General features: G+C 56.7%; 26 protein-coding genes. 9 read left to right on the top strand and 17 right to left on the bottom strand.

The annotated features are described in order from the left end of the window. Nucleotides 1–431: 431 nt before the first annotated feature. The 5 genes from F556_RS0119130 to F556_RS0119110 form a co-directional block, all read right to left on the bottom strand. The gene (locus F556_RS0119130; RefSeq protein ID WP_020618603.1) at nt 432–650 is read right to left on the bottom strand and encodes a hypothetical protein; all 219 of its coding nucleotides are present in this window, start codon (nt 648–650) and stop codon (nt 432–434) included. A gap of 123 nt (nt 651–773) precedes the next feature. Further along, entirely contained in the window at nt 774–3,245 is a 2,472-nt protein-coding gene (locus F556_RS34520) for a pullulanase X25 domain-containing protein (protein WP_020618602.1), read from the bottom strand. 24 nt (nt 3,246–3,269) lie between these two features. Then, nucleotides 3,270–3,881, bottom strand: coding sequence for an alpha/beta hydrolase (locus F556_RS0119120; protein WP_020618601.1), 612 nt, complete (start codon nt 3,879–3,881; stop codon nt 3,270–3,272). 188 nt (nt 3,882–4,069) lie between these two features. Continuing rightward, nucleotides 4,070–5,065: a ring-cleaving dioxygenase gene (locus tag F556_RS0119115; protein WP_020618600.1), complete on the bottom strand. Its 996-nt coding sequence runs from the start codon at nt 5,063–5,065 to the stop codon at nt 4,070–4,072. Between the two features lie 14 nt (nt 5,066–5,079). Beyond that, entirely contained in the window at nt 5,080–5,532 is a 453-nt protein-coding gene (locus F556_RS0119110; protein WP_040717254.1) for a MarR family winged helix-turn-helix transcriptional regulator, read from the bottom strand. 264 nt (nt 5,533–5,796) lie between these two features. On the opposite strand from F556_RS0119110, the gene F556_RS0119105 reads away from it, so the two are divergent. Both F556_RS0119105 and F556_RS0119100 read left to right on the top strand, forming a co-directional pair. Further along, entirely contained in the window at nt 5,797–6,444 is a 648-nt protein-coding gene (locus F556_RS0119105) for a cell wall hydrolase (protein WP_020618598.1), read from the top strand. Nucleotides 6,445–6,477: 33 nt separating this feature from the next. After that, the gene (locus tag F556_RS0119100) at nt 6,478–6,678 is read left to right on the top strand and encodes a hypothetical protein (protein WP_020618597.1); all 201 of its coding nucleotides are present in this window, start codon (nt 6,478–6,480) and stop codon (nt 6,676–6,678) included. Between the two features lie 139 nt (nt 6,679–6,817). Here F556_RS0119100 and F556_RS34515 read toward each other — a convergent pair whose 3' ends face one another. Continuing rightward, entirely contained in the window at nt 6,818–7,453 is a 636-nt protein-coding gene (locus F556_RS34515) for a C40 family peptidase (protein ID WP_020618596.1), read from the bottom strand. Between the two features lie 263 nt (nt 7,454–7,716). Here F556_RS34515 and F556_RS0119090 point away from each other — a divergent pair, with 263 nt between their 5' ends. Then, nucleotides 7,717–8,082, top strand: a complete 366-nt coding sequence (locus F556_RS0119090; protein ID WP_020618595.1) for a hypothetical protein — start codon at nt 7,717–7,719, stop codon at nt 8,080–8,082. Nucleotides 8,083–8,489: 407 nt separating this feature from the next. Here F556_RS0119090 and F556_RS0119085 read toward each other — a convergent pair whose 3' ends face one another. Further along, nucleotides 8,490–9,407: a L,D-transpeptidase family protein gene (locus F556_RS0119085; RefSeq protein WP_020618594.1), complete on the bottom strand. Its 918-nt coding sequence runs from the start codon at nt 9,405–9,407 to the stop codon at nt 8,490–8,492. 507 nt (nt 9,408–9,914) lie between these two features. Continuing rightward, a complete protein-coding gene (locus F556_RS0119075; RefSeq protein WP_020618592.1) occupies nt 9,915–11,336 on the bottom strand; it encodes a BclA C-terminal domain-containing protein in 1,422 nt (473 codons plus the stop codon). 201 nt (nt 11,337–11,537) lie between these two features. Here F556_RS0119075 and F556_RS0119070 point away from each other — a divergent pair, with 201 nt between their 5' ends. Genes F556_RS0119070 through F556_RS34510 form a run of 5 tightly spaced genes read left to right on the top strand, consistent with a single transcriptional unit; the run spans nt 11,538 to nt 16,614 of the window. Next, nucleotides 11,538–12,548: an SDR family NAD(P)-dependent oxidoreductase gene (locus F556_RS0119070; protein WP_020618591.1), complete on the top strand. Its 1,011-nt coding sequence runs from the start codon at nt 11,538–11,540 to the stop codon at nt 12,546–12,548. Then, nucleotides 12,545–13,732 (top strand): LegC family aminotransferase, encoded by a 1,188-nt coding sequence (locus F556_RS0119065; RefSeq protein ID WP_020618590.1) that lies wholly within the window; start codon nt 12,545–12,547, stop codon nt 13,730–13,732. Before F556_RS0119070 ends, F556_RS0119065 begins: the two co-directional genes overlap by 4 nt. Then, nucleotides 13,729–14,904: a UDP-N-acetylglucosamine 2-epimerase gene (neuC, locus tag F556_RS0119060; protein WP_020618589.1), complete on the top strand. Its 1,176-nt coding sequence runs from the start codon at nt 13,729–13,731 to the stop codon at nt 14,902–14,904. The genes F556_RS0119065 and neuC overlap by 4 nt, the downstream gene beginning before the upstream one ends. Beyond that, nucleotides 14,885–15,991: an N-acetylneuraminate synthase gene (gene neuB / locus F556_RS0119055; RefSeq protein WP_020618588.1), complete on the top strand. Its 1,107-nt coding sequence runs from the start codon at nt 14,885–14,887 to the stop codon at nt 15,989–15,991. The genes neuC and neuB overlap by 20 nt, the downstream gene beginning before the upstream one ends. Beyond that, complete coding sequence (locus F556_RS34510; protein ID WP_020618587.1) at nt 15,988–16,614, top strand: PglD-related sugar-binding protein; 627 nt, start codon at nt 15,988–15,990, stop codon at nt 16,612–16,614. The genes neuB and F556_RS34510 overlap by 4 nt, the downstream gene beginning before the upstream one ends. Nucleotides 16,615–16,856: 242 nt before the next feature. On the opposite strand, the gene F556_RS0119045 is transcribed toward F556_RS34510, so the two are convergent. From F556_RS0119045 to F556_RS0119005, 9 genes are all read right to left on the bottom strand, one after another. After that, on the bottom strand, nt 16,857–17,675 hold the full coding sequence (locus F556_RS0119045) for an SDR family oxidoreductase (RefSeq protein ID WP_020618586.1): 819 nt from the start codon (nt 17,673–17,675) through the stop codon (nt 16,857–16,859). A 43-nt stretch (nt 17,676–17,718) separates the two neighbouring features. Further along, nucleotides 17,719–18,411 carry an acylneuraminate cytidylyltransferase family protein gene (locus F556_RS0119040; RefSeq protein ID WP_020618585.1) on the bottom strand — a complete coding sequence of 231 codons (693 nt, stop codon included), beginning with the start codon at nt 18,409–18,411 and terminating at the stop codon, nt 17,719–17,721. After that, a complete protein-coding gene (locus F556_RS34505) occupies nt 18,356–19,315 on the bottom strand; it encodes a Gfo/Idh/MocA family protein (protein WP_020618584.1) in 960 nt (319 codons plus the stop codon). Before F556_RS34505 ends, F556_RS0119040 begins: the two co-directional genes overlap by 56 nt. Continuing rightward, the gene (locus tag F556_RS34500) at nt 19,312–20,031 is read right to left on the bottom strand and encodes a nucleotidyltransferase family protein (protein ID WP_020618583.1); all 720 of its coding nucleotides are present in this window, start codon (nt 20,029–20,031) and stop codon (nt 19,312–19,314) included. Before F556_RS34500 ends, F556_RS34505 begins: the two co-directional genes overlap by 4 nt. A 107-nt stretch (nt 20,032–20,138) precedes the next feature. Next, nucleotides 20,139–20,483, bottom strand: coding sequence for an S-Ena type endospore appendage (locus tag F556_RS0119025; RefSeq protein WP_020618582.1), 345 nt, complete (start codon nt 20,481–20,483; stop codon nt 20,139–20,141). Nucleotides 20,484–20,604: 121 nt separating this feature from the next. Continuing rightward, complete coding sequence (locus F556_RS36420; protein ID WP_020618581.1) at nt 20,605–22,485, bottom strand: motility associated factor glycosyltransferase family protein; 1,881 nt, start codon at nt 22,483–22,485, stop codon at nt 20,605–20,607. Next, nucleotides 22,482–22,823, bottom strand: a complete 342-nt coding sequence (locus F556_RS0119015) for a hypothetical protein (RefSeq protein WP_157272834.1) — start codon at nt 22,821–22,823, stop codon at nt 22,482–22,484. The genes F556_RS36420 and F556_RS0119015 overlap by 4 nt, the downstream gene beginning before the upstream one ends. Beyond that, nucleotides 22,807–23,067 carry a hypothetical protein gene (locus tag F556_RS0119010; RefSeq protein ID WP_020618579.1) on the bottom strand — a complete coding sequence of 87 codons (261 nt, stop codon included), beginning with the start codon at nt 23,065–23,067 and terminating at the stop codon, nt 22,807–22,809. Before F556_RS0119010 ends, F556_RS0119015 begins: the two co-directional genes overlap by 17 nt. A gap of 32 nt (nt 23,068–23,099) precedes the next feature. Further along, nucleotides 23,100–23,516 (bottom strand): hypothetical protein, encoded by a 417-nt coding sequence (locus F556_RS0119005; RefSeq protein ID WP_157272833.1) that lies wholly within the window; start codon nt 23,514–23,516, stop codon nt 23,100–23,102. Between the two features lie 181 nt (nt 23,517–23,697). Here F556_RS0119005 and F556_RS0119000 point away from each other — a divergent pair, with 181 nt between their 5' ends. After that, nucleotides 23,698–24,033: an S-Ena type endospore appendage gene (locus F556_RS0119000; RefSeq protein ID WP_020618577.1), complete on the top strand. Its 336-nt coding sequence runs from the start codon at nt 23,698–23,700 to the stop codon at nt 24,031–24,033. Nucleotides 24,034–24,079 lie beyond the last annotated feature (46 nt).

Here is a 24,079-nt window from a genome sequence, read left to right as displayed (position 1 = left end):
ATGGTGCCTCCAACGAAAGTTTCTTGCCTTGCAGACCCAATCGAGCGCCGCATGGTGCCTCCAACGAAAGTTTCTTGCATCAAACTGGATTCTGCGTCGCAGCAGGCCCATCCAAGTAAACTTTCTAGACTTAGAGCAGGCTTCCGCGTCGCAGCTGGCCTCTCCAAGTAAACTTTCTAGTCTTCAAGCAGGGTTCCACGCCGTTGCAGACCGCTCCAAGTAAACTTTTTAGGACTTAGAGCAGGGTTCCGCGCCACAACAGGCCCCTCCAACCGCAGTGGCCCCCTGCAAGTAAACTTTCTATGTGCGCCACAGACCAAAGAATCGCCAATCCGTCGCCCAGCACTCACCCACATCGCATCGCAAAGACGGCGCAGAGCCATAAGCTCTGCGCCGTCTTCCATGTTCCTGCCAAGTACAATTGCTACAGCTTACGCGCTGCAGCCCTCGCACTCGTAATATTGATTGCCTGTCGTCTCTTTGACCTCGAGCAGGTCGCCAACGACGATATCTTCCGGCTCCGTGAATTCAAAATCCGTAATCTTGGCATGCACCAACTCGCGTGCTTGCTCCTCTGACTCGGCTGTCCAGCTGAACTCGCCCTTGCGGCCGCTGGATTTGACTTCATAAGAAAACAGATAACGTGCCATGCTTACCGCCTCCTATCTGATGTGACTCTCTAGACGAAAGGTGAAACGACGGCCCCTGCAACGAGGAACCTATAACCTCCATTCCACCGAACGCTTCATTCTACTATACTGGCTGCTCTACAATTAGACAAGCCTCTTGCCGTGCCCGCCTCCTGCCATCCGGATTACGACTGCGGTCAGCGGCTGCAGAACGATCCTCCGACGCGTCAGCACAAACCCACTTGGCTTGCCGATCGCCTCCACTCCTGCCCGTTCCCCATCCACGAGCACGTTCCCAGCCGTAAGATCCTCCCCGAGACTCAGCGCGCGTTCATGCGTATCGGCATTGACGAAGATATAATAGGCATCCTTCCCCTCGGAGGGCTGGCAGCGATAGGCGATCACCAAGTCATGATGCCCGATCTCCGGAATTCCCAGCCACGTGACGTTGCGATCAACCAGCTCACGGGTCGGCAGCCGGAAAGCATCCGTCGACCGGCGCAGCCGGATCAGCCCCTCGGTATACCGCTTCGTCGCGGCATGGACAGGATACTTCCGCGCATCTGTGGCCTTGCCCCAGTCGAAGCGGTTGATCGCATCGGAGGAGTCATAGGAATTATGGATAAAATACCCCAGCGGCTCCCCCAACCGGTCGTATAAGGTATGCGCCTGACTGGCTGGCGGACCGCTGCCTTCCCAACGTTTGGTGCGCCCGTATTCCTGGCCGGCATGGAGAAATGCCGTCCCTTGGGCTGTCAGCAGCAGCACCTGTCCCAATCGGATGCGCCGATGGATCTCGCGCTCCGCCTTGGCCTCCGTAGGATCTACCTGCAAGGTAAGGGCAATGACATCATGAAGCGTCAGATTGTCATGCGCTTCAAGGTATTGCACCATATCGCCAGGGGTATCAGCCGGTGTATTGCTAGGCTGTGCCTTCACATTATGGAACAATCTCCAGATACTCCGCGCGCCTCCGGTCAGGAAGCGAGGCTCGCCTTCATTGCCGAAGCCGCCCTTGAGCTCGTCGCGGAACTCATCGGAGAACACCCCAACATCGTCGGTTTTGTCCATCCAGTCTTGGTCTGCCGCCATTCCGCGCAGTGCCGGTTCTGCCAGATGACCGGCGAACGTTCGCCAGCCCTCCCCGATGAATAGCGCACGGGGACACACTTCACGCGCCGCGTCGTACGCCCGCTGAACGGCAGGGTAGGTCGCATCCCCCATCATGTCCCAGCGCATCCCGTCAATCTTGAACTCCTTGAACCAATAAACAACCGAATCAATCATCAGTTTCTCTGCCATCTTGTGATTAGTTGCCAGATTGCTGCCGAAACCACCGACCAGCTTGCCGCCCGCATCCTCCCAGAAGTAGTAGCCAGGCACAATGTCGGTGAGCAGCCAGTGCTTCGCCATATGCGTGTAGACCACATCCAGAATGACCCCCATCCCGGCTTCATGGATGGCCGAGACCAGCTCCTTGAACTCACGAATCCGCAGCTCAGGGTCTGCCGGATTCTCGGAGTACGCGCCATCCGGAGCAAAATAGCCATGCGGATCATATCCCCAGTTGTACTGGTTATTGAACGTGGACGGCTCCAGCTCGCGCGTGGCCATCGCTGCCTCATCGCCATAATACCAGGCCATGATCGGCAACAGCTGGATGTGCGTTACACCAAGCGATCGAATATAGTCCAGCTTGTCAATGAAAGCACGGAAGGAGCCCCATCTGGCCTTCAGGTCACCTGCAACCGCCGGATCAGAGGTGAAATCGCGGACATGCACCTCATAGATGATGGCGTCTTCCCTGCGTTCATAACCGGAGATTGCCGCTTGGCTTATGCCGCCCTCCGGTTGGGTACGGTTCAGATCGACAATCGCAGCCTTGCCTACGGCATCCCGGTCACTGCCCAATGGGATCCCGGCAGGGTTGACCCGGAAGATAGCCATCGAACGTGCATAAGGATCCAGCACTCGCCGCGAACGCCGCCCATGCTTGACCTCATATTGATAGTAATATCCCCGCATATCCTCCACCTTCAAGGAAGAAGGATCAACACTCACCGACCAGACGCCGCGGTCTCCCCGCTGCATGGATAATCCACCTATAGCCAACTCAGCATTATCCTTGTCATAGAACCAGGCGGTGACCGCATCGGCCTTGGGCGCCCACAGCTTAAGCGTAACTGCTCCATCCGCATAGACGGCACCCAGATCATCTCCGTCATAGGCACACAACGCGTCGAGCTCCTGCCAGCTGGCTTCTGACAGCTGCCTGGCGTCAGGCTCTCCGATCCAGGCTGAGATGCGTCGTTCATGGCCATCGTCCCGAAAGACGAACGTCACTTCACTCTCCTGCTCCAGCACAAGCGGAATATTGGCGCCGCCGGCTTCGCCGTCAGCGCCATAGTTCACATCCCACTTGCCTCCCAGAACGATTTTGTAGGTATAGCTGCCCGCAGGCAGCTGGACCGTCAAGGTCTGTGTACTGTTGCCGATCTCATGCATCCGGGTATTCGGATGCGCCGGCAGCCAGTTGCCGGGCAATCCCATCTGCGTCTGGAAATCCCCGGCCACGAAGGCTGTTCGGCTGCTTGTCGCTTGCTTGGATTCAACCATGAATGACATTCCCCCTGCCGGACTTTAACCCGGGTAATGCGCCCCGAACCACTTCGCGGCGGCTTCCACCTCCGTACGTGACAGCTGGTGGCCATTGTTCTCCCAATGCAGGTCAACCGCGGCACCTGCGCCTGTCAATAACCGCTCCAGCTCTTCGCTCTCCTGCGGCGGACAGAGCGGATCATTGCGCCCGGCACCGATGAAGACGCCGACCTCACCCAGATCGGGCAGTGTTACCCCACGACGAGGCACCATCGGGTGCAGCAGCACCGCACCTGCCAGTGAATCCGCATGGTGGAACAACAGACTAGCGGCAATATTGGCTCCATTGGAGTAGCCAACAGCGACGACGCGGCTACGGTCGAACCCGTAGGTCTCTGCTTGCTCATTCACGAAGTCTAACAGCTCCTGCGTGCGGAAGATCAGATCCTCTTCATCAAAGACGCCCTCCGACAACCGCCGGAAGAACCGGGGCATGCCCGACTCCAGCACATTGCCCCGTACCCCGAGCAGCGACGATCCCGGCGAGATCATACGACCAAGCGGCATCAGATCCTCCTCTGTCCCACCTGTGCCATGCAGCAGCAACAATGTCGGTGCATTGGGGTTGCTTCCTTGCTCAAAACGATGCTTCATCTCATATTCCTCCTTTTAGTAATGAGGTAAAAAACTTACCTGTGTGGAGCGGATCGTTCTTTCGATCGCTGTTGTCCCCAGATTTTTTTGAATTTATATCCCCTTTATAGGGGAAAATCCGGGGACAAAGGCGAACGCTACGCTTCTTCAGAATCGATTCCGTCCTCTCCGGCACTTTTTACCAATGTTTAGTTACTAATATTGCCTTGTCCTGCTGTATCTAATGGCTGCAGACCAGCCTCGATCTCGCGACGGCGTGGCTCCAGGAATGGTGGCAGCGCCAGCGATTCACCGAGATGCTCCAGCTCCTCATCCGTATCGAAGCCCGGACCATCCGTGGCCAGTTCGAACAGAATGCCGTTGGGCTCGCGGAAGTACAAGGAGCGGAAATAGAAGCGGTCTACAAATCCGGAGCTTGGCACCCGCGCCGTACGGAGCTTCTCTACCCATGCCCGCAGTTCCGTCTCATCCTCGACTCGGAAGGCCACATGATGTACGCCTCCTCGTCCCTGCTGCTCGCGCGGTAGATCCTGTCTTTCCTCGATATGGATCTCTGCGCCTGTTCCGCCCTCTCCCGTCTCAAATACCAGAATATCCGGTTGGCCGAAGGTCGGCGACGGATAAGTGCCCGCCGGACGGAAGCCCATGAAGGCCGTCAGCATCTCCACTGTAGGCTTCGGATCATGTACGGTCAGATAGATCGGCCCCAGTCCGACAATGCCATACTCCGGCGGAACCGTGCTCCGATCCCAAGGTGTACCGCCAGCAACGCCTTCATTTGTCTCGTCGGAGACGAGGATGAGCCGCTGTCCCTCAGGGTCCCGGAAGGCGATTGAATCTCTGCCACCGCGACTGACAATTTCATCATGATCGACACCAAATTGTTCAAATCTTTCTTTCCAATACTGCAGGGCTTTATTAGAAGCGACACGCAGCGAGGTACCGGAGATGCTGCCTACGCCCTCGCGGTTCTTAGCGGCCATTGGAATCTCGAAGAACGTCAGCTCCGTGCCGGGATTGCCTTTCTCATCGCCGTAGAACAGGTGGTATACTCGGGTGTCGTCCTGGTTTACTGTTTTTTTGATCAAACGCATGCCCATGACCTTGGTATAAAAATCAAAGTTGGCTGAGGCTTTGGCTGTAATAGCTGACAGATGGTGAATACCTTTTAATGTAAAGTCCATGAATAGGACCTCCTTCAATTGTTATCGTCAATTTCTTGCTGGGGCTGAACTTTTTTTAGCAGTGTAATCAATTGCTTCTTCTCATCCTTGCTTAATCCGTCAAAATGGGAGGCCTGCTGTCGTTCCTGGAGGGGAACAACCCCGTCCACCAGCTCGCGGCCCTTTTCAGTAAGCGACAAATGCTTGCTCTTCCAGCGCTGTTCCCTGCGGATCCAGCCTTGCTCTTCCAGTTTGGTCATCAGCTGCGTAATGTTGCCCTTGGTCACAAACAACTTCTCTCCCAGCTCTTGCTGGGTCAATCCCTCACGGGCTCCAATCTGAACCAGGACATCAAATTGCGCCACCGATAATCCCCACTGCTTGAGATGCAGGGAGGAAGCCCTCAGGCTCCGGTTATAGGCGCGCGAGAGTCGGTACCAGACCAGTAATCCCCATCGATCTTCGCCTCGTTCACCGGCTTCTTGCATGTCATTCCCTTCCAAATAGCTGACCTCCTTTCCGTTTCATTGTTATCAGTTTAGTCCTTAACTGAAAGAATGTCAAGCACGCAGTTTTTCAGGCGGCTCCAACGTTTGTAGTCCTTTTAAAGTTGCATTAGAACCTTTTAATATCATTATAATTCTATAAGGATCATTCAATACGCACTATAAGCTGTGCTAGAATCAGAACCGGTAATTCATTCCGCCCCCATGCTAGACAAAAATACCTGTTTTGGAGGGATAGAATCAATAATGAAAAGACTTCTACTGCTTATTCTCGTACTTATGACCATAACTGCAACCGCCGCTGTCGGAAAAGCCGAGGCATCCTCCCCGCTTCTCAAGCTGGGAAGCCAAGGAGCTGCCGTCGAGAAACTGAAAGAACGCCTGCATGCGCTGGGCTATTATTCGGATGCCATCAACGCCACTTATGGGCAAGCGGCAGAAACCGCCGTTCTGCGTTACCAGGAGAGCAACGGCTTGCTGGTTGACGGCATTGTCGGACCCGAAACGCTGGGCAGCCTGGACAATAACGGCTATGATCTGACGGCAGAAGAGATCGATTTGATCGCCCGCATCATTTATTCCGAAGCCAGAGGCGAGAGCTACGATGGTCAGGTCGGAGTAGGCGCCGTCATCCTGAACCGGGTGACATCGGATTTGTTCCCGAATTCTGTTCGGGACGTGGTTTATCAGACCAATGCCTTTTCCGTCGTCCATAATGGACGTTATAATATGAAACCGGACGAGACGGCTTACCAAGCGGCCCGTGATGCTGCTGCCGGCGTAGATCCGACGAATGGTGCATTGTTCTTCTATAATCCGGACATCTCTACGTCCACCTACTTTAATTCCCGCACTGCGGCTGCCAAAATTGGCAATCATCAATTTACGTTCTAATGCGGGTTATCCGTAAGACAGGAGATGGACTGGATGAGAAAAATTACTCCCGAACAGTACGAAGAACGGATTGAGGCCGTCTTGGACATTGCGGAGAGTATCTTGGGCGGCAGGCGTGTGCCTGAACTGCTCATCAGGCAATTGCGCTCGCTCAGCTATGACGAGCTCGGCCAGTTGGCCATGCAAATTGCCACCACACGTTCCATCGAGCATCTCAGCAAATCGCAAGCTTAAGCAGGGGGTACGCAACCGTTACACCTGGCAACACATCAAAGCAACACATCAAAGAGACCTCTAGCCCGGCTTTTATAGCGGCTAAAGGTCTCTTTGTCTTATTATTGCGTATATTCTATTGCAGCTTGAGATCATTCATTCAACCGGGCAGCATCTTCTGCAATCCGGCCATCGGCAGGCTGATCAAGCGGCGCACGAGCCGCCCGGTAGCGAGCGGCGCCCGGCGACGGGTGGGTGCAGCTGGTGTCAATCCGCTATACTGCTGCAGCTTGCCCTCGTATTCTAACCGCAGGTAACGAGCTCTGGCCAGATCGCCTGGCGTTGTCATCAGTGGTGATTTGTTCACCAGCGGCATCCCGCTGTTCTCGAACAGGTACGCAACGAACTGGGAGCAGAAGTATGCCCGGTTCCGTTGCCATTCGATATTAAGCAACAAAGTAAAGAGTCCGACAAAGTTGTACGTATATTTCTCTTGTTTGCGATACATCACTCTGACGCGTCTGCGAATCCGGTCGTAGACCTCTTCACTCACTCTGCAGCTATAGATGGCACAAGATGCTTCGCTGAACAGCCGTCCGCTCATGTCTTCTTTTATAAAACCGCCTATTAGCGGATTGCCTGGACGCTTGCGGCCGAAGCTGTACACTTCCTTCAACTCGCGGTCAAACGCGATGGAGGCGTGATTGAGCGGATCCTTGGTGCACCAGCGGATTGCCCGGTTCAGCATCGTACCCGTGTCCGTTAACACGATATGTATCTCCCGTTCTTTTGACATGACTTTCGACCTCCACCTTATTCTCTCATACTTCCTATTTATCTATAATTTATATACGATGTAAATCTCTCTTTAGTTTCTAAAATGATTACCTTTCAATGGCTTGCTGTGATATCATCTTACTGCAATCGGAAGAACCTTCCTAGTACTAACATTACGTAGTACCTTCCCGTTCTCAGGTATAATTGGGCTAGGCTATGGTATGTTCATGCATCGATGGATATGACATAAAAATGATATGTAGAAAAAGTAGGTGTAAAAATATGTTTGCAAAACGATACTCTCTTAAACTAGGAGTTCTATTTATTACTGTTATCCTCTTGGCAGGATGCACCAACACCCCTAAAAAAGACGAAATTCTGGGTCAAATGGTTTCAAAAATAGAAGGCCAGTATGTACTGCACATCTTTTCACGCGACATGGCCTTGATACGTGAGGTGCAGCGAGTGCAACTTTCACATTCCAAACTTCTGGACCGAACCACTCAAGTTGCCATTCATCGCAAAGCACAGATGGAGTGGTTGGAGATTCTCGAGGAAACAGATAACATCTTTATCGTAGATCAGGAGAAAATCGTTTTTAGAACTTCCGATCCTGAGGAATTGTTGCTTTTTGCAGAAACTCTATAAACTCATTCTGAGTATTAGTGGATCTACGAGCAAATAGAGGAACAAAGGTGCGCTACTCAGCGCGCGTGGTGGGAGTGCGAGTAAATAGAGGAACAAAGGTGTGCTACTGAGCTCGTGTGGCGGGAATACGAGTAAATAGAGGAACAAAGGTGCGCTAATCAGCGCGCGTAGTGGGAGTGCGAGTAAATAGAGGAACAAAGGTGCGCTACTGATCGCGCGTGGTGGGAATGCGAGTAAATAGAGGAACAAAGGTGTGCTACTCAGCGCGCGTGGCGGGAATACGAGTAAATAGAGGAACAAAGGTGTGCTACTGATCGCGCGTGGTGGGAGTGCTAGCTTGATAAACAAAAAACCGCTAGTCTGCGGAATGAATTCATTCGGCAACTAACGGTTTTGGGGTGAAGCTATTACTTGGCTGCTGTCGGTTTGCTTGTCAGGTAGACCGTATTAGTCTTGGAATCCCAGTGTACGTCGAACTGCGATAAAGTCGAGATGTCGCGCAGTGGCAGCATCACCGAGCCGTTGTTCATCATGGACGTGTTGATACTGACTGAACTACCGTTAACAGAGGCCGTTGAGGTGAGCGGTTTGTGTACAAGTACAAGTCCTTTGCTATAGGCCGTTACTGTCTTCGCGGAATTATCCCACTGGACCGTCGCGCCCAGCAGTTGGAACAGATCCCGCATCGGTACAAAAATGCGTTGCTCTGACATAATCATCGATTGCGTCAGTTTTTGCTCCGTTCCATTAATTACAATCTTGCCGCTATACTTCTGCGGACCAACGTCATACCCGTTGTTGCGGGCAATTTCTTCAAAAGATAAAGATGAGGTCGTTACGACAGCATAGGAGTTCACTTTTACCTTTTCAAACAGTTCGTGGATCGATTTGTTGTGCATACGGATGCAGCCGGCGCTCACATACTTGCCAATGGAGCGTTCATTGTTGTTGCCATGAATGGCGTAAGTGGTCCCGCGCGTACCGTTCACATCAAGTCCGATCCAGCGATCGCCCAGCGGGTTTGTCGGATCGCCGCCTTTGATGCCGTCTTTGTAGTACGGGCGATTTTTGATTTTGTTGACGATTTTGAATTTACCCTCCGGCGTCAAATCCGGCGTTAATCCGGTAGCCACCGTATATTCCTTCACCAACTTGCCGCCTTCAAAAAAGGCAAGCTTATTAGTCTTCTTGTTGACGACGATCAATTGATCCTGATTGGACGATGTACGGCTGGTGCTGGCGTCGGCTGTTCCAGTCCATGCAGTGACCGTAATCAATACCGCTGCCAGTAGCAGCATCATGCCTGTGCGAAGTTGTTTTTTCATCCGGTTCCTCTCCTTCTCTCTTGTCCACATAGGTTACCCCTCTATTCTATCTGTACAGGTTAACAAAGGTACTTTATCCCTTCTATCCTGTCAGAACGATCCTGCTTCCCCTTGCAGAATCTTCGGTAACACAGAGTAATCCCAATCTTTTATTACTCCATTATGTGGAACTTGAATCGGTAATGTCTGTAAAAATAATGTCTCGCCTTCGATTTCTGCAAACAGCTGCGCTAAAGGCTTTTTTAGCGTTTTATTCGTGCCCTCAGTTAAATGAATCCGTGCCCCTGCCTGCACCATCTCCTGCTTGGTGACTTGCTATATTAGACGTAACGAGGAAGAATTAGGTTGCATATTTTTTTAAGACCTTGTCCTAATTATCCTATATGGCCAGCCAAAGTGTTACCTGAGCTTACCTTTGTTTGAACTGATCTGGCTGTTTTAGTCAAAATAAAATCCCCAGCATTAATCGCTGAGGCTCTGCAAAAAGTTATAGGTTCGTTACGTTACTCAGCTGACCCGAACAATGGATATCGTGGCGTTGGCAGAGCCAGCACCTATGGATACGGTCGCAGCCAGAGCCGTCGTAACCGAAACCCTGAATGAATCGCCTGCACTTACATTCACTACGACTTGATTGTGAACTAGAGAAACGCCAAGCGCCGCTGCGAATAGGGTTCCGGGAACAGCTACATTGTTTTGAAATAATTGAAAATTGGTCAGTAACGTTAGCGTGGGATAAATCGCATAAGTAATCAGGTATCTCCCCGCCGTATTGATTGTAAAGATAGTTGCATTAGGATTATTCACTGTAATATCAGGTGTGAAGTTTTGCGCATTGGGAAAAGGAATATTACCAGTAGGATTAAGCAAAGTCAATACAATAGTAGCACCAGTAGTATTGGCTGCGGAGCCTGACGTAGCTAAAATGGGTCCGGTTGCACCCGTCGCACCCGTGGCACCGGTTGGCCCTGTTGCTCCCGTAGCTCCCGTCACTCCTGTCGCACCCGTCGCACCCGTGGCGCCGGTCAGCCCTGTTGCTCCCGTGGCACCCGTTGCTCCTGTCGCTCCCGTTGCCCCTGTCGCCCCTGTCGCACCCGTCGCACCCGTGGCACCCGTCGCACCCGTCGCACCCGTCGCACCCGTAGCTCCCGTGGCTCCCGTCACACCCGTAGCTCCCGTGGCTCCCGTAGCTCCCGTCACTCCCGTCGCACCCGTTGCTCCCGTAGCTCCCGTCACTCCTGTCGCACCCGTAGCCCCTGTCGCTCCCGTTGCACCTGTCGCACCCGTCGCTCCTGTCGCTCCTGTCGCTCCCGTGGCTCCCGTCACGCCCGTCGCTCCCGTAGCTCCTGTCAGCCCCGTAGCTCCCGTCACTCCTGTCGCACCCGTTGCACCCGTCGCTCCCGTGGCTCCCGTTGCACCTGTCACTCCCGTTGCACCTGTCGCACCTGTTGCACCCGTCGCTCCCGTGGCTCCCGTTGCACCTGTCGCACCCGTTGCCCCTGTTGCTCCCGTCGCACCTGTCGCTCCCGTCGCACCCGTTGCACCTGTCACTCCCGTCGCTCCTGTCGCTCCCGTTGCACCTGTCGCACCCGTCGCTCCCGTTGCTCCTGTCGCTCCCGTCGCACCCGTGGCTCCCGTGGCTCCCGTCGCACCCGTTGCCCCTGTCGCACCCGTCGCCCCTGTCGCACCCGTCGCTCCCGTCGCTCCCGTGGCTCCCGTGGCTCCCGTTGCCCCTGTTGCACCCGTCGCTCCCGTTGCTCCTGTCGCTCCACGCGGGCCTCGGGGGCCTTCGGGCCCCTCCGGTCCAGGGGGCCCGGGAGGGCCTGGAGGCCCCGCCGGGCCGCGGCGCGGCTCGTAATAGACTTGCTGGCCGCCGCAGCAGCAAGCACCGCGGATCACACAAGCATGGTTGCTGCACCTGGACGCCATCCGCTCTCCTCCTCCCGCGAATCTCTCGTTCTACCTTCTCTCTCTATTACATGTGGACATCCTCGAAAAGGACACTGCGCATGTCCCTGCCCGCCTCAGCATTCCGCACTTCAGAACAACAAATCGCGACACCAGTCGACACCTCGCATATTCCAGCCGCTGTTGCAATAGAGTGTATAAACGGTTGAAGGCGGTGACAGCATGAGGCTGGCAGGCAAAAAAACAGTCGTCACGGGAGCATGCGGCTTTATCGGTTCCCACCTGACAGAAAGGCTGGTACGGGCGGGCGCGGAGGTTACGGCATTTGTCATGTATCAGCCTACAGGCTCGGCCGGTTGGCTGGATACAGTGTCTGAGGATGTGCGCTCACAAATTCATATCGTCGCAGGGGATATTCGCGATGCCTACGCGGTTCGCAAGGCTTTGCAAGGTCAGGACCTCGTATTTCATCTGGCAGCCCTGATTGGCATTCCCTATTCCTATACAGCTCCCGAATCTTACGTGGACACCAACATTAAGGGCACGCTTAACGTCCTTCAGGCAGTCCAGGAATTAGGACTTACACGCATGATTCACACGTCCACAAGTGAGGTCTACGGTAGCGCCCGCTATGTGCCGATGTCCGAGTCTCATCCGCTGCAAGGGCAGTCACCCTATGCGGCGACCAAGATCGGTGCCGACCAGTTGGCTGGCTCGTTCTACTGCGCTTACCATACGCCTGTTGTCACCATCCGTCCCTTCAACACTTACGGCCCCAGACAATCGCAGCGCGCGGTGCTGCCGACTATTATCAGCCAGCTGATCAGCGGCGAAACCGTGCTCCGACTGGGTTCACTCCAGCCGACGCGGGATTTTACGTATGTGCAGGACACCGTCAGCGGATTTCTCGCCGCAGCCGACGCCACTGACGCGCTGGGCGAAACGATTAATCTGGGCAGCGGCTTCGAGATTTCGATTGGCGAAGTTGCTGAGCTGGCGGCCGAAGCACTGGGCGTTTCCGCTATCATTGAGACGGACCGAGAACGACTGCGCCCTGAAAATAGCGAAGTTACAAGGCTGTGCGCCGATAATTCCAAAGCCCAGCGTCTGCTCCATTGGGCTCCCGATTACGGCGGGCGCGAGGGGCTGCGCAGAGGCTTGCTTGAGATGGCAGAATGGCTGCACAGCAGCGGTCATCTCGCCCACTATGCCAAGCGTGGCTATCATATATGACGACGGATACTGAGCTGCTGGAGCTAATCTCCTCCCGCCTCGCGCAGGTCGTACCTGCCCACAAGCGACCGGCAGCTCTGCATGAGCCGGAGCTTGGCGAGGCGGAACAGGAGCAGCTCCAGCATGTTCTCGCATCCGGCTATATCTCATCGGTCGCCCCTCACGTCCAGCAGTTCGAGAGCGAGCTGGCCCGCATCGCGGGCGTCCGTCACGCCATTGCTGTTGTCAACGGAACAGCCGCCCTTCATCTGGCTCTCCTGACTAGCGGAGTCCAGCCGAGCGATGAGGTGATCGTACCGGCGCTTACATTTGTTGCGACGGCCAATGCGGTCTCTTATTGTGGTGCGGTTCCACATTTTGCCGACAGCAGCTTGCCCGACCTGGGGATGACGCCAGATCGTCTGGAACATTACCTGGCCCAAGAGACCAAGACCCGCGGTGGTCAGTGTATCAACCGTCGCACCGGGCGTACGATCCGGGCAATGATTGCCGTAGATGTCCTGGGCCACCCTGCGGATCTGCCCGCACTGACGGCGATTTGCCGCAGTCATCGGATCGCGCTCATCGAGGACGCGGCCGCTGCACTCGGCAGCTTCAGGGACGGGGTCGCGTGCGGGGCCTGGGGACGCTCGGCTGCCGTCAGCTTTAATGGCAACAAGATGATATCAACCGGCGGTGGCGGCGCACTGCTGACGAATCACGATACCGTTGCAGATGCCGCACGTCAGCTGGCTTCAACTGCCAAGCAGCCCCACCCTTGGCGTTACGATCATACCCGGGTCGCCTACAATTACCGAATGCCGGGTCTCAACGCAGCACTGGGACTTGCCCAACTGGGTCGGCTCCCTGACCTTCTCGCCCGCAAGCGTCGTCTGGCTGAGGCTTATCAAGAAGCGTTGGCCGGAATCGCAGAGGTTGCGGTGCTTACTGAACCCCGCCGGACACACAGCAATTACTGGTTGAACGCCCTGGTGCTTATGCGCGGCCATGAGCAGCTACTTGAGCCCCTGCTGGAGAGGCTGCACGGGGAGGGGCTGCAAGCCCGCCCGCTCTGGACTCCCTTGCACCAGCTTCCCATGTATAGCGATTGCCCGCGCATGGACCTCACGGGAACAGAAGACCTCGCCGCAAGGGTGCTCTGCCTGCCTAGCAGTCCCCGACTGGAAGGTCCAAGTGCGTTATGAGCCGGCCTGTGATCTGCGTCGTGACAGGCAGCCGGGCAGATTACGGCTTGCTGCAGGGTGTTCTGAGCCTCCTGGCGCGCGAGGAATCCGTGGAGCTGCAGCTAGTGGTCACCGGAATGCATCTTGCATCCGAGCACGGCTCTACCTGGCGCCAGATTGAAGCGGATGGCTATACCATCACAGATCGTATCGAAACGCTGCTTACCAGTGATACGCCTGCGGGGGTCAGCAAAGCCATGGCGCTGGGCATAATCGGATTTGCCGATCTGTTCTCCCGTAACCGCCCCGCTTGGGTCGTGGTGCTGGGCGACCGTTTTGAAATCTACGCCGCTGCGCTGGCTGCCTTCAACGCCCGCCTTAGGATCGCACATATTGCAGGCGGCGACGTGACCGGTGGTGCTCTGGACGATGGCTACCGCCACGGCATAACCAAGCTGGCCCACCTGCATCTGGTTTCGCACGAACAGGCCCGCCTGCGCGTCATCCAGCTTGGCGAAGCTCCGGCTAATGTCCTGAATGTCGGCCACCCCGGCATCGATACCGTCCGCACGACTCCGCTGCTGAGCCGTCAGGAGCTGGAAAGCCTGCTGAATTGCACCCTCCAGCCGGTCAATCTCCTAGTTACCTTTCACCCCCCAACCCTCTCGGAGATGGGCGCCGGATCTGAGCTTGATGCGCTCCTGGAGGCGCTCAGCGCACTCGATCCCCAGACCGGATTATTCTTCACGGGCTCCAATAGCGACGCCCAAGGCCGGCAGCTGCGCGCGGGCATAGAGGCCTTCGTCGAGAACCGGCCTTACAGCTGGAGCTTCGTTTCCCTGGGCAGCCGGAAGTACCTGAGTCTGGTGCAGGCGGTCGATGCCGTAGTAGGCAATTCCTCCAGCGGGCTGCTGGAGGTGCCTTCCCTGGGCAAGGCAACCGTCGATGTAGGCTCCAGACAGCAAGGCCGCTTTAGAGGCAACTCAGTTATTCATTGCGAGGCCAATGCCCCAGCCATTACAGCGGCGATTCATCAGGCGCTGTCCATGGAGCGGTCCGGCATTGCCAATCCCTATGGGGACGGCCACAGCTCCGAACGGATTGTCGACGCTCTGCTGGCGCGTTTGTCTACCGCGCATGCGGGCCCCAAATTCTTTTACGAGGTGAAGCCTCATGCTTCCCATAACGTCTAACGTCCCGGTATATGTCATTGCTGAAATTGGAGTCAATCATAACGGCTCCCCCGCGCTTGCCCGCCAATTGATCCGGGCTGCAGCCAGCTGCGGGGCGGATGCCGTGAAGATCCAGCTCTTTCAGGCTGAGCTGCTCGCTTCCCGCGATGCGCCCCTGGCTGATTACCAACAGAAAACACAAGGCGAGGGAGTTAACCAGTTCGAGCTGCTGCGGGGGCTGGAGCTATCCGAGCAGACTGCCGCCCAATTAAAGGAAGAATGTGCTGATGTGGGCATCGACTTTTTGGCGACACCGTTTGATAGCCCTTCCCTTCGGTTTCTGACGGAGGAGCTCGCCGCCCCCTGCATCAAGCTCGGCTCCGGTGAACTGACCAACCTTCCCTTCCTGCTCGAAGCGGCACGCTACCGGCGTCGCCTCCTGCTCTCGACCGGTATGAGCACGCTAGCCGAGGTAGAGCAGGCCTTGGCCGTCATTGCTTACGGCTTGACGGCGGACGATGCCGCGCCCGCACTCCGGCCTCCATCGCTGGCCGCATTCCGTTCAGCCTATGTATCCTCTGCGGGCCAGAACGCCTTGCGGCAGCAGGTCTCGCTGCTCCACGCAACAAGCGAGTACCCTGCACCGCCCGAGAGCTGCAACCTGCGCAGCATGGATACGCTGCACAGCGCCTTCGGGCTGCCGGTCGGACTCTCCGATCATAGCGAGGGAATCGCCGTCGCCATCGCGGCTGCAGCCCGCGGGGCTGCCATCGTCGAGAAGCATCTGACGCTGGATCGGACGATGGACGGGGTGGATCACCAGGCCTCACTGGAACCCGAGGCGTTCGCCAGGATGGTGCTTGGCATCCGGCAGGCCTCGCAAGCGCTCGGCTCCCCGGCCAAGCTGCCTGTCCCGGCTGAGCTGCGCACCGCCGGGCTTGTCCGTCGCAGCATCGTCGCAGCCGTCCCGATTCATGCCGGGGAGCTGTATACAGAGCGCAATCTGGCGCTCAAGCGTCCGGGCTCCGGCCTCCCGCCTGAGCGGTATTGGGAGCTGCTTGGCACACCCTCTGGACGCGACTATCGAAAGGATGACATGATCGAATGAAGCTGGCTTTGTTTGGCACCTCCGGGCTGGCAGATGAAGCCGCCCACCTGGGATTGGAGCTCGGCGCAAGCGAAGTCGTGCTCGTCCATCCCACCGATCCCGCTCCCGGCAGCCGTGCCTTCCGCATCGTTCCTGAGCACAAGGTTGGCACGCTGGCCGAGGAGGGCTATAAGTTCGCCATCGCCATCGGGGATCCTCGGATTCGCAGTCGGTTGCATGATGCCTATCCCGACCTCTCCTATACCAGCCTCGTCCACCCAACAGCCACAATTCCTGCCTCCCAGCGCGCTCTGCTGCCCGCCAAGCCAGGCAATATCATCATGGCCGGCGTTCGCTTCACCTCCTCCATCACATTTGGCAGCTTCGGCATCTACAATCCCAACTGCACCATCTCCCATGACTGCGAGATCGGCAATTATGTAACCATTGGACCGGGCGCCAATCTGTGCGGCAATGTCCGGCTGGCGGAAGGCGTGTATGTAGGAGCAGGTTCTGTTGTGCTACCCGGACACCCTGTCCTGGGCAAGCTCTCCCTGGGCGACTATGCAATTATCGGAGCCGGCGCTGTCGTGACCCGCTCGGTACCAGCGCGCATCACCGTCAAAGGCAACCCTGCGCGATGAGGCGCCTGGTCTTATCAGGGATCGATTCAACGAATATGAAATTTCAAACTTATGGCGGGAAAAACTCAGAAAATCGCAGCATAAGCTTGATATTTCAAGTTTATTTTGGCTTTTAGGCTCCCTAAAGGTTAAATATATATGAAAAATCATGCTTATTGCCCCGCATACTTTGCAGCTTAAGAAAAGAAGCCAGCCGCTCCGCCATATGGCTGCGTGCTGGCTTCTCCTGTTCTTCTCCTGTCCTACCAGGCATGGAGCCCCCCATCGACGAACAACTGCTGGCCCGTCACATAGCTTGAAGCCTCAGAGGCCAGGAACAAGACCGCTCCCTCCAGCTCCGAGGGCTGCCCCATCCGTCCCATCGGGACGCGGGCGCCATAATTGGCTGTGAATGTCTTGTTCTGTCCGCTCTGCATGCCGCCGGGAATCAGCGTATTGACCCGGATTCCCTGATTGGCCCAGCGCGCCGCCAGATACGTTGCCAGGCCATTCACACCAGCTTTGGAAGCGGCGTAGACGGCAGGCGTGTTAATGCTCCGCCCTTCGTAAGAGGAGCCTTCATAGATGCGATCATCGGGCCCCATCACACTATAAATCGAGGAGGTAAAGATCATCGACCCGCCTCGTCCCTGGCGCAGCATTTGTCTACCGACGGCCTGAGCGGTCAGGAACATCCCGTCCAGGTTAACCGCCATAATCGATCGCCACTGCTGCAGCGTATAGTCTTCAAATGGCGCAAAAAATGCCTCCGGATCACGCGATTTGCTGGCCGCATGATTCAGAAGAATATCGATGCCGCCAAGCTCCCGCGCACAGCTCTCCACCATGGCTTCTACCGCGCCGGGATCTGCGACATCACAGGCGTAGCCCCGGCATGCTGTCCCGCCCAGCTCGGCCAATTCCTCCGCCCACCGAGCCGCCCCCGGGCCATCCAGATCAACGACAGCCACCTGGGCTCCATGCTCTGCCAGCGCTCGGCACAACGGTCTGCCCAAGATGCCCAGTGCGCCCGTTACAACCGCTGTGCGGCCGCTCAGATTGAACCGGCTCCGACTTGACATGAGAAGCCCTCCTCCCGTCCTGCACCCACTCATTCCGCTCTACTTAGCGGCGGCCCATCAGGTACGCTACATATTCCCAATCCTCTTCACTGTCGATATCCCACGAGCGCTCCGGCGGCATGACATACAACTGCGTGTCGTCCCGGAACAGCGGACCACCCGCGAGCAGTGTCTCGCGCCGCCAGCCGTAGATGGAAGCATTCATATCGTAGGTGATCGGCGCATCCTGGCGGCGGTGAACCGCAAGTGGCGGCAGTTTCACCACGTTCATTCCGCCCTCAGGTGTTCGCTCGACCATATTGAAATAAGGTGAACGGCGGGACGGCGTACCGGTAATAAGGTTGCCCGCTCCAGAGCTCTCCAGCTGGCGGACGGCATGCTGGATATCCGAGGTCAGGCGCAGCGGCGACGTCACATCCAGATCGACGATGGTATCGTAATGGACGCCCCGCCGCTGCTCCACGGCCAGCACCGCATGCCGAATGGCCGGAAGCTTGGGCGCCCTGTCCGAAGCGAGCGCCGGCGTGCGCCGGACCAGCAGCGATGCCCCATAGGCCGCCGCAACCGACAGCACGCTGTCGGCATCGCTGCTGACCGCCACCTCGTCGAATAGGGCAGACGCCAGCGCCTGACGGATCGTATAGGCAATCAAGGGCGTGCCTTGCAGCAGGCGGATATTTTTATGGGGAATGCCCTTCGACCCGCCGCGCGCGCAGATGGTGCATAGCCTTCTCATTGGATACCCACCCCCCGCTGCGGACGGAGCTGTGCGCCCGCTCGATCATATAGAGACTGTCATTGGCTTCCGATGCCGGGCACAACAGCTCCCTCGAACCACCGAGTAGTGCCTTGTGCTGCTCCAGATAGGTCACATCCGGGTGGAGACAGTAGCTGTGCGTCTCTCCGTCAATCTTCAGAGTAGCCCCGACCAGATCGGCCGTATAGGTGTGCTCGTCTGTATTCACAATAATCTGCCGCTGCCGCTGGCGATCCACGTAGTTCAGCTGCAGATTAACGATGGAGCACTCGCTCATCTCGATGAGCATGGTATAAATATCGTCGCTATCGATTTCCAATGTGCTGTAACGACCGCCGCACGCAACCAGACGCCGCCAGGGACCGAACAGCCAGAGCAGATAGTCCAGCTCATGACTGAGGTCAAGCAGAACGCCGCCCCCTTCATGCCGCCTGGCGGAATAGACCTTGCGGTAATCCTGCTGCCGCCAGCCCGGCAGGTACTGACCGGTGTAGACCTGTGCCGAGAGTACCCGCTGGCCCTGGATGAGCTCCCGCAATTGCTGAAGAATCGGATGGAACCTCAGATTGTAGGCAGCATAAACACGCGACAGACTGGCGTCGGGCAAGTCCATCAGACGTTCAAAGAGCGGTTTTTCCACCAAAATATCCCCCGAATATCCCCGTTCGCGCAGCGTCTTCAAGGCAGCATAATGCTGATGCGTACGGTTGGCTACCACGATATAATCCCAGGAGTCACTGTACATGGCCTCCCCAATGGAGCTATATACGCATACGCCCGGCAGCGCCCGGCTGCTGACGACTCCTACACTACAGCCCAGCTCGGTCAGCAGCCGGCAATGCCGCTCTCCAATTGAACCGTAACCGATCACTAGCGCATTCACGTGTAGACCTCCCCGTATGCTCTGTTGGCCTCCGCGTAAGATTCCGGCGTCCCGATATCGAGCCATTGACCCGTGACCGGGTACACCGACAATGATTCCCCCTGCCGCTTCAGCCGCTCGAACAGCGCCGGCATGCCCAGCGGTGCATCGTGTGCAAGCTGTCTCGCCGTCCATGGCTCCAGCACATAGATGCCAGCGTTAACGAGCATCGGTTGGACCGGCTTCTCGACAGACCCTACGTAGGAAGAGCCATTGGTCTCGACCACGCCGTACGGGACCGTCAGGCAGTACTCACGCACGCCCATGGTGGCGCTGCTGCCGCTTGCTTGATGGTGACGAATCATTTGCCGAAAATCCAGGTCCGTGAGCAGATCAGCATTAATGACCAGCATGGGCCGTTCTATATCCCGGGGGAGCAGTGACAACGCACCGGCGGTACCCAGCTGCCGTGTCTCCCGCACATACTGAATACGGGCGCCCCACCGGCTGCCGTCGCCGCAGTAAGACTCGATCATTTCCCGTTTGTAGTTAACGGAGATATAGAACTCCCGAAAAGACTGCTGAATCAGCGTCTCCAGCAGGATCTCGATAATCGGCTTGCGTCCGATCGTCAGCAGTGGCTTGGGGCATGATTCCGTCAGCGGCAGGAGCCGGCTGCCAAGGCCGCCCGCCATTAATACGACAGGATAGCCTTGCCCGGTAGAATCTAGAGGCATCGTGTTGCTCCCTCCGTAATGAATTTGGACCTTTACATGCTTCGATGTCGAATAGGGGTCCTGTTAAGTACACTGTCCCCTGCCCGGGGGCAGGGACAGCCGCGTAACTAGATGGAAGGACGGAAAAACTCAGTCATGCACAGGTTGGCGACAGCGGCGGATACCGTTGGGGTAGCGCTGATGGTTGTAAATCCTGTTACCGCAAACGCGCGGCTCTGTCCCGATGCGATTCCTGCAAGCGTAGCGACTACAGCAGCGCCACGATAGAATGTTACAGTCAGTGCAGCCGTACTGGTCGATTCATTGCTGATAACACCAGAAGCCGCAATCGGCGCGGGGTTGGGGCCAAACAGCGTGCTGCCTGTAGTGGAAGCGACAGAGAAGGTTTGCTCTGGCAAACACACGCTGACGATCGGTTTTTGGCAGCAGGATGAATTGTTGGAACAACTCATATTTGAACTCCTCCTTGTTGGTTTATTCTCCAATCTATGTCAGGAGGAGACAAAGGAACTAGGACAATTGCCTTTCCTACACAATATGTGCGTTTATGCTGTGTGTGCGCCTGGAGGGCGTTCACGGTTCAGATGCAGGCTCATCCCCCCGGGCAGCAAGCGCCGTAAATTGATCCCGCAGCGCTCGTGTCAGACGTTCCAGACCGTGGAACATCTCCGCTTGGATAGCAGCAAGCCGGTCCAGTTGCGTGAGTGAATCAATGGGCCCCAGCTCAACCGTCCGCTTCTGATAGGCATAGATCACCGGATTAAGGTAGATGGACAACCGTTCGTCGTTCGTATACTTCAAATAAGCCACATCCATTTGCTGGACCCACTCCCCTACAAAAGCAGGCAGCTCCATACCTTCGTATCGGCTGTGCAGCGCGCACGCCTCCCGAATCGTGCGGCAGGACCGCGCATCTGCTTCTGCTTGCTGTTGCCAGGTCTGCAACTGCTCCTTGATCTCTGTCAGTGCTCCAGCAAGCTTCCCTCTGAAGTCCCCGCCACCTAAGGGAGCTGCCTCCTCCAGCCTCTCAGCGAGCCGGGGACCGCTCGGCGCTGCGCACCATTGTTCAACGGCTTCACTCAGCTGTGCCACCTCTGTTCCCTCAATCCGCGCGCCTCCTTCGGTGGCGTCGATGAAGCGTCTTGCCGGATAGAGGCTAATCTGATGCTCGAGCCAAAGCCGGAATTCCTGCCACAACCGAGTCGTTGCTACCGGGCTCCCCTGCACCCCTGGCACCATGATCGTCTCCTCCGCCTGCAGCTGCTTCACCTGCTCCGTCAGCGGTCCCTCCGCATAGTCGGAGAGCTGGCTGTGCGTCGTCTTGTCCTCGCCAAACGCCAGATCCATGCCAACAAAGATGATAGGATCAGCACCGGTCCACAGCGCCAGCTCAAACGCCAAATGCGCGGAAGAGCTGCCGCCATTCAACGCCCCCTCCTCGCCGAGTGCCCGCTGCACCCAACGGGCCGATGTCTCGATGCTGCGGAAGACCGGCAGCCAGCGCTTGCCGAATTGCGGAGGTACCCGGGGGTCAACAAGCGTTAGCCCGACCATCGCCAGCTCTTGTGGCAGCTCCCGCTCCTTGAAATGGATATGATAGACCTGCGGCGTCCGTTCCGTGACACAGATGGCATCAGGGATAATGCCCCGGCGCAGGCACGGTTGAAGGGCCGACTCTGCCGTCAGAATGAGCGCCTTACCCTGAGCCCGCTTCAGCTGTTCGGCATTCTTGTCCAGCGACGGCCCGTTGCCGACGACAAACGCGGGGACGCCCTTATAGGCATCCTTCAACGAAGTGAGCGAAGCGGATGCCGTAATGGCCGGAACATTGGCCACCGTATTGTACAGGCCGACCAACGTATCATGCACCGCATTGCCTCCGCTGCGCAGCATGAGTCCGAGCAGCTGGTGCAGCGATTCGTGCAGGGCAAGATAGAATGCCCGGTCGTTGCGATGCGCCCAGGGCGTGAACGTCGTGCACATCATGGCGCACCGGACCAGAAAATCGCCGTTCATATAAATGGCCAGCTGCCGTTTGATGGCATCTGCATCGCCAATGAGCCAGCGGATTCTCCCATCCTCCAGCAGGGGACGCAGATCGATAGCCGAGAGCATGGCCAGAAACAACTCCTGGCTGCGCTCGAACACGAACAGCTCATGGTGGGGCGGCATTCTTCGAGCATAGGCGAGCAGCGAATAGCCACCGCCGCACCCGTACAAGAAGCCGATTCGCGCCATCCCGATCTCGACCGACTTGGCCCATTGTTCGGCTTCTGCCCATGGATCGACAAGACTGTTCATTCTCACCCGCTCTCCCGTCGCTGGGGATCGCAGCTCCGCCGTCGGCAGCGACGCATCGCCTTGAATGAGCGCAATATCACCCGTTCTTTGCGGCAGGAGCTCTTGCAGATGCGGTGGCAGATGTGCATAGTTCAACTCAAGTAAAGTCGTCATGGCGTGTCTCCATCCCTGCCCGTTCTGCTCGCCCTGTCCGCCAGCTGTCGCCGCAGCTCCGGCAGCAGCTCATATTCCAGCACATCGGTGGCGCCCACCACGTCTTCACGCTGCAGCATCAGCAAGACCTGATCCATCAAGGGGAGCGCGCCCGCAGGGACCAGCATCGCATCCCGGTCGGTCGCAGCCTCCTGCTCCCAGCCCCGCAGCTCCTCCAGCCAGAGCAGACAAGCCTGCTGGAACCATCGGCGGCCTTCCTGGTCGTCCCCTCTCCGCCATGCCCTGCAGCCCTGCTCAATGGACTCGACATACCCGCCCGGATTATTCATAGCAATCATACGCATTTTTGCGAATGCGCTCCATAATCCAGCCCGAGCCCTCGTTTAGAAACCATTCCGCTTTGACAATCGCACTCTTCTCCATGAAATCCCCCGTTTCCCGCAGCGCCCGCACCGCTGCTCCCATCCGCTCCATATCTGTCTCCGAACATAAGACCGCGGGGGCCGACGATAGCCAGACATACCACAGCTCTACTACATTTTGCAGCCGGATCAGCCGGTTCCCGTCACTCGATGATTCCACTGCTTCACTCCCTCTCGGCAATAGGCAGACGGTTACTGCAGCAGCCGAATACGATAAAATCCTTTGCAAATTCCGGAGTCGCCACGGCATGCAATGGTCAGCTTGCGCAGAGATGGCGCCACAAACGAAACCTGCTGCCCCTGTTCAACCTCTCCATTAATCGGCGGGTCGGACTGCTGCTCAATCCGCACACTCATCAGGCATCGTGTATCGTTATCGATACGGACAAGAGCCCGGCACGCCTCGGATGGCGCTTCAAAATAAATCCTTGGCGCATCCCCGCACCGTTGGAAAATACGGCCTGTCGCCAGCATACAGCCCATGGATCGAGGACGACGGCGCCTCTTTTTTTTCCGGCAGCTTCGTTTCCCTCCCGGGCAAGCGACCTGCACAATATTGATCTGCTTATTCGCCTGCACCACCCGGGACCTGCGCTTGCACTTACTCATGCGCTCACCCCCAGTCGTAGGAATCTATGTTATATACCTATGGGGGAGACAAGGCATCAGCCCTAGTCAATCGTTTATTTTTTGGCGAAATAGTCATCTGTCCCGCGCTGCTCACCGGCCGAATTAATAGACTGATGTCATAAGGGAATCCCGCCCTGGAGATGAGGAAGGAGGGGACGACATGACCCCCGATAATAACAGTGGATGCGGCAGTGAACGAACAGAAATGGCCCAGGACTGTCTCGAATGCGACTGGTACATCGGCAGCGAGCAGGCCACGACGGTTTATACCTCCAATGAACTGGTCTACGGCTCTGGCGTCATTACGTGCAATCCGGGCGAAAACGGCGATATTCGGCTGTTATTTTTATGTAACGAAACGTTGGTCACTTCCCTTCGCGTAGCGAATGGGCAGTCGACCATGTTCACCATTGTAGGGATTGATCAGGTACAAATACTGGGACGGGCCGAAGGCAGTGGACATTTTTTGTTTTATCCCCGCTATAGCCCCCTATGAAGTGAGTTTAAAGTCCTGTTATACTGTTTAAATAAGGACATAAGTC

Origin of the sequence: Paenibacillus daejeonensis DSM 15491, assembly GCF_000378385.1 — a bacterium.
Taxonomy (GTDB): Bacteria; Bacillota; Bacilli; order Paenibacillales; family Paenibacillaceae; genus Paenibacillus_D; species Paenibacillus_D daejeonensis.
The sequence above is the reverse complement of the archived record's forward strand: the minus strand, read 5'-3'. Positions and strand labels throughout refer to the sequence as shown.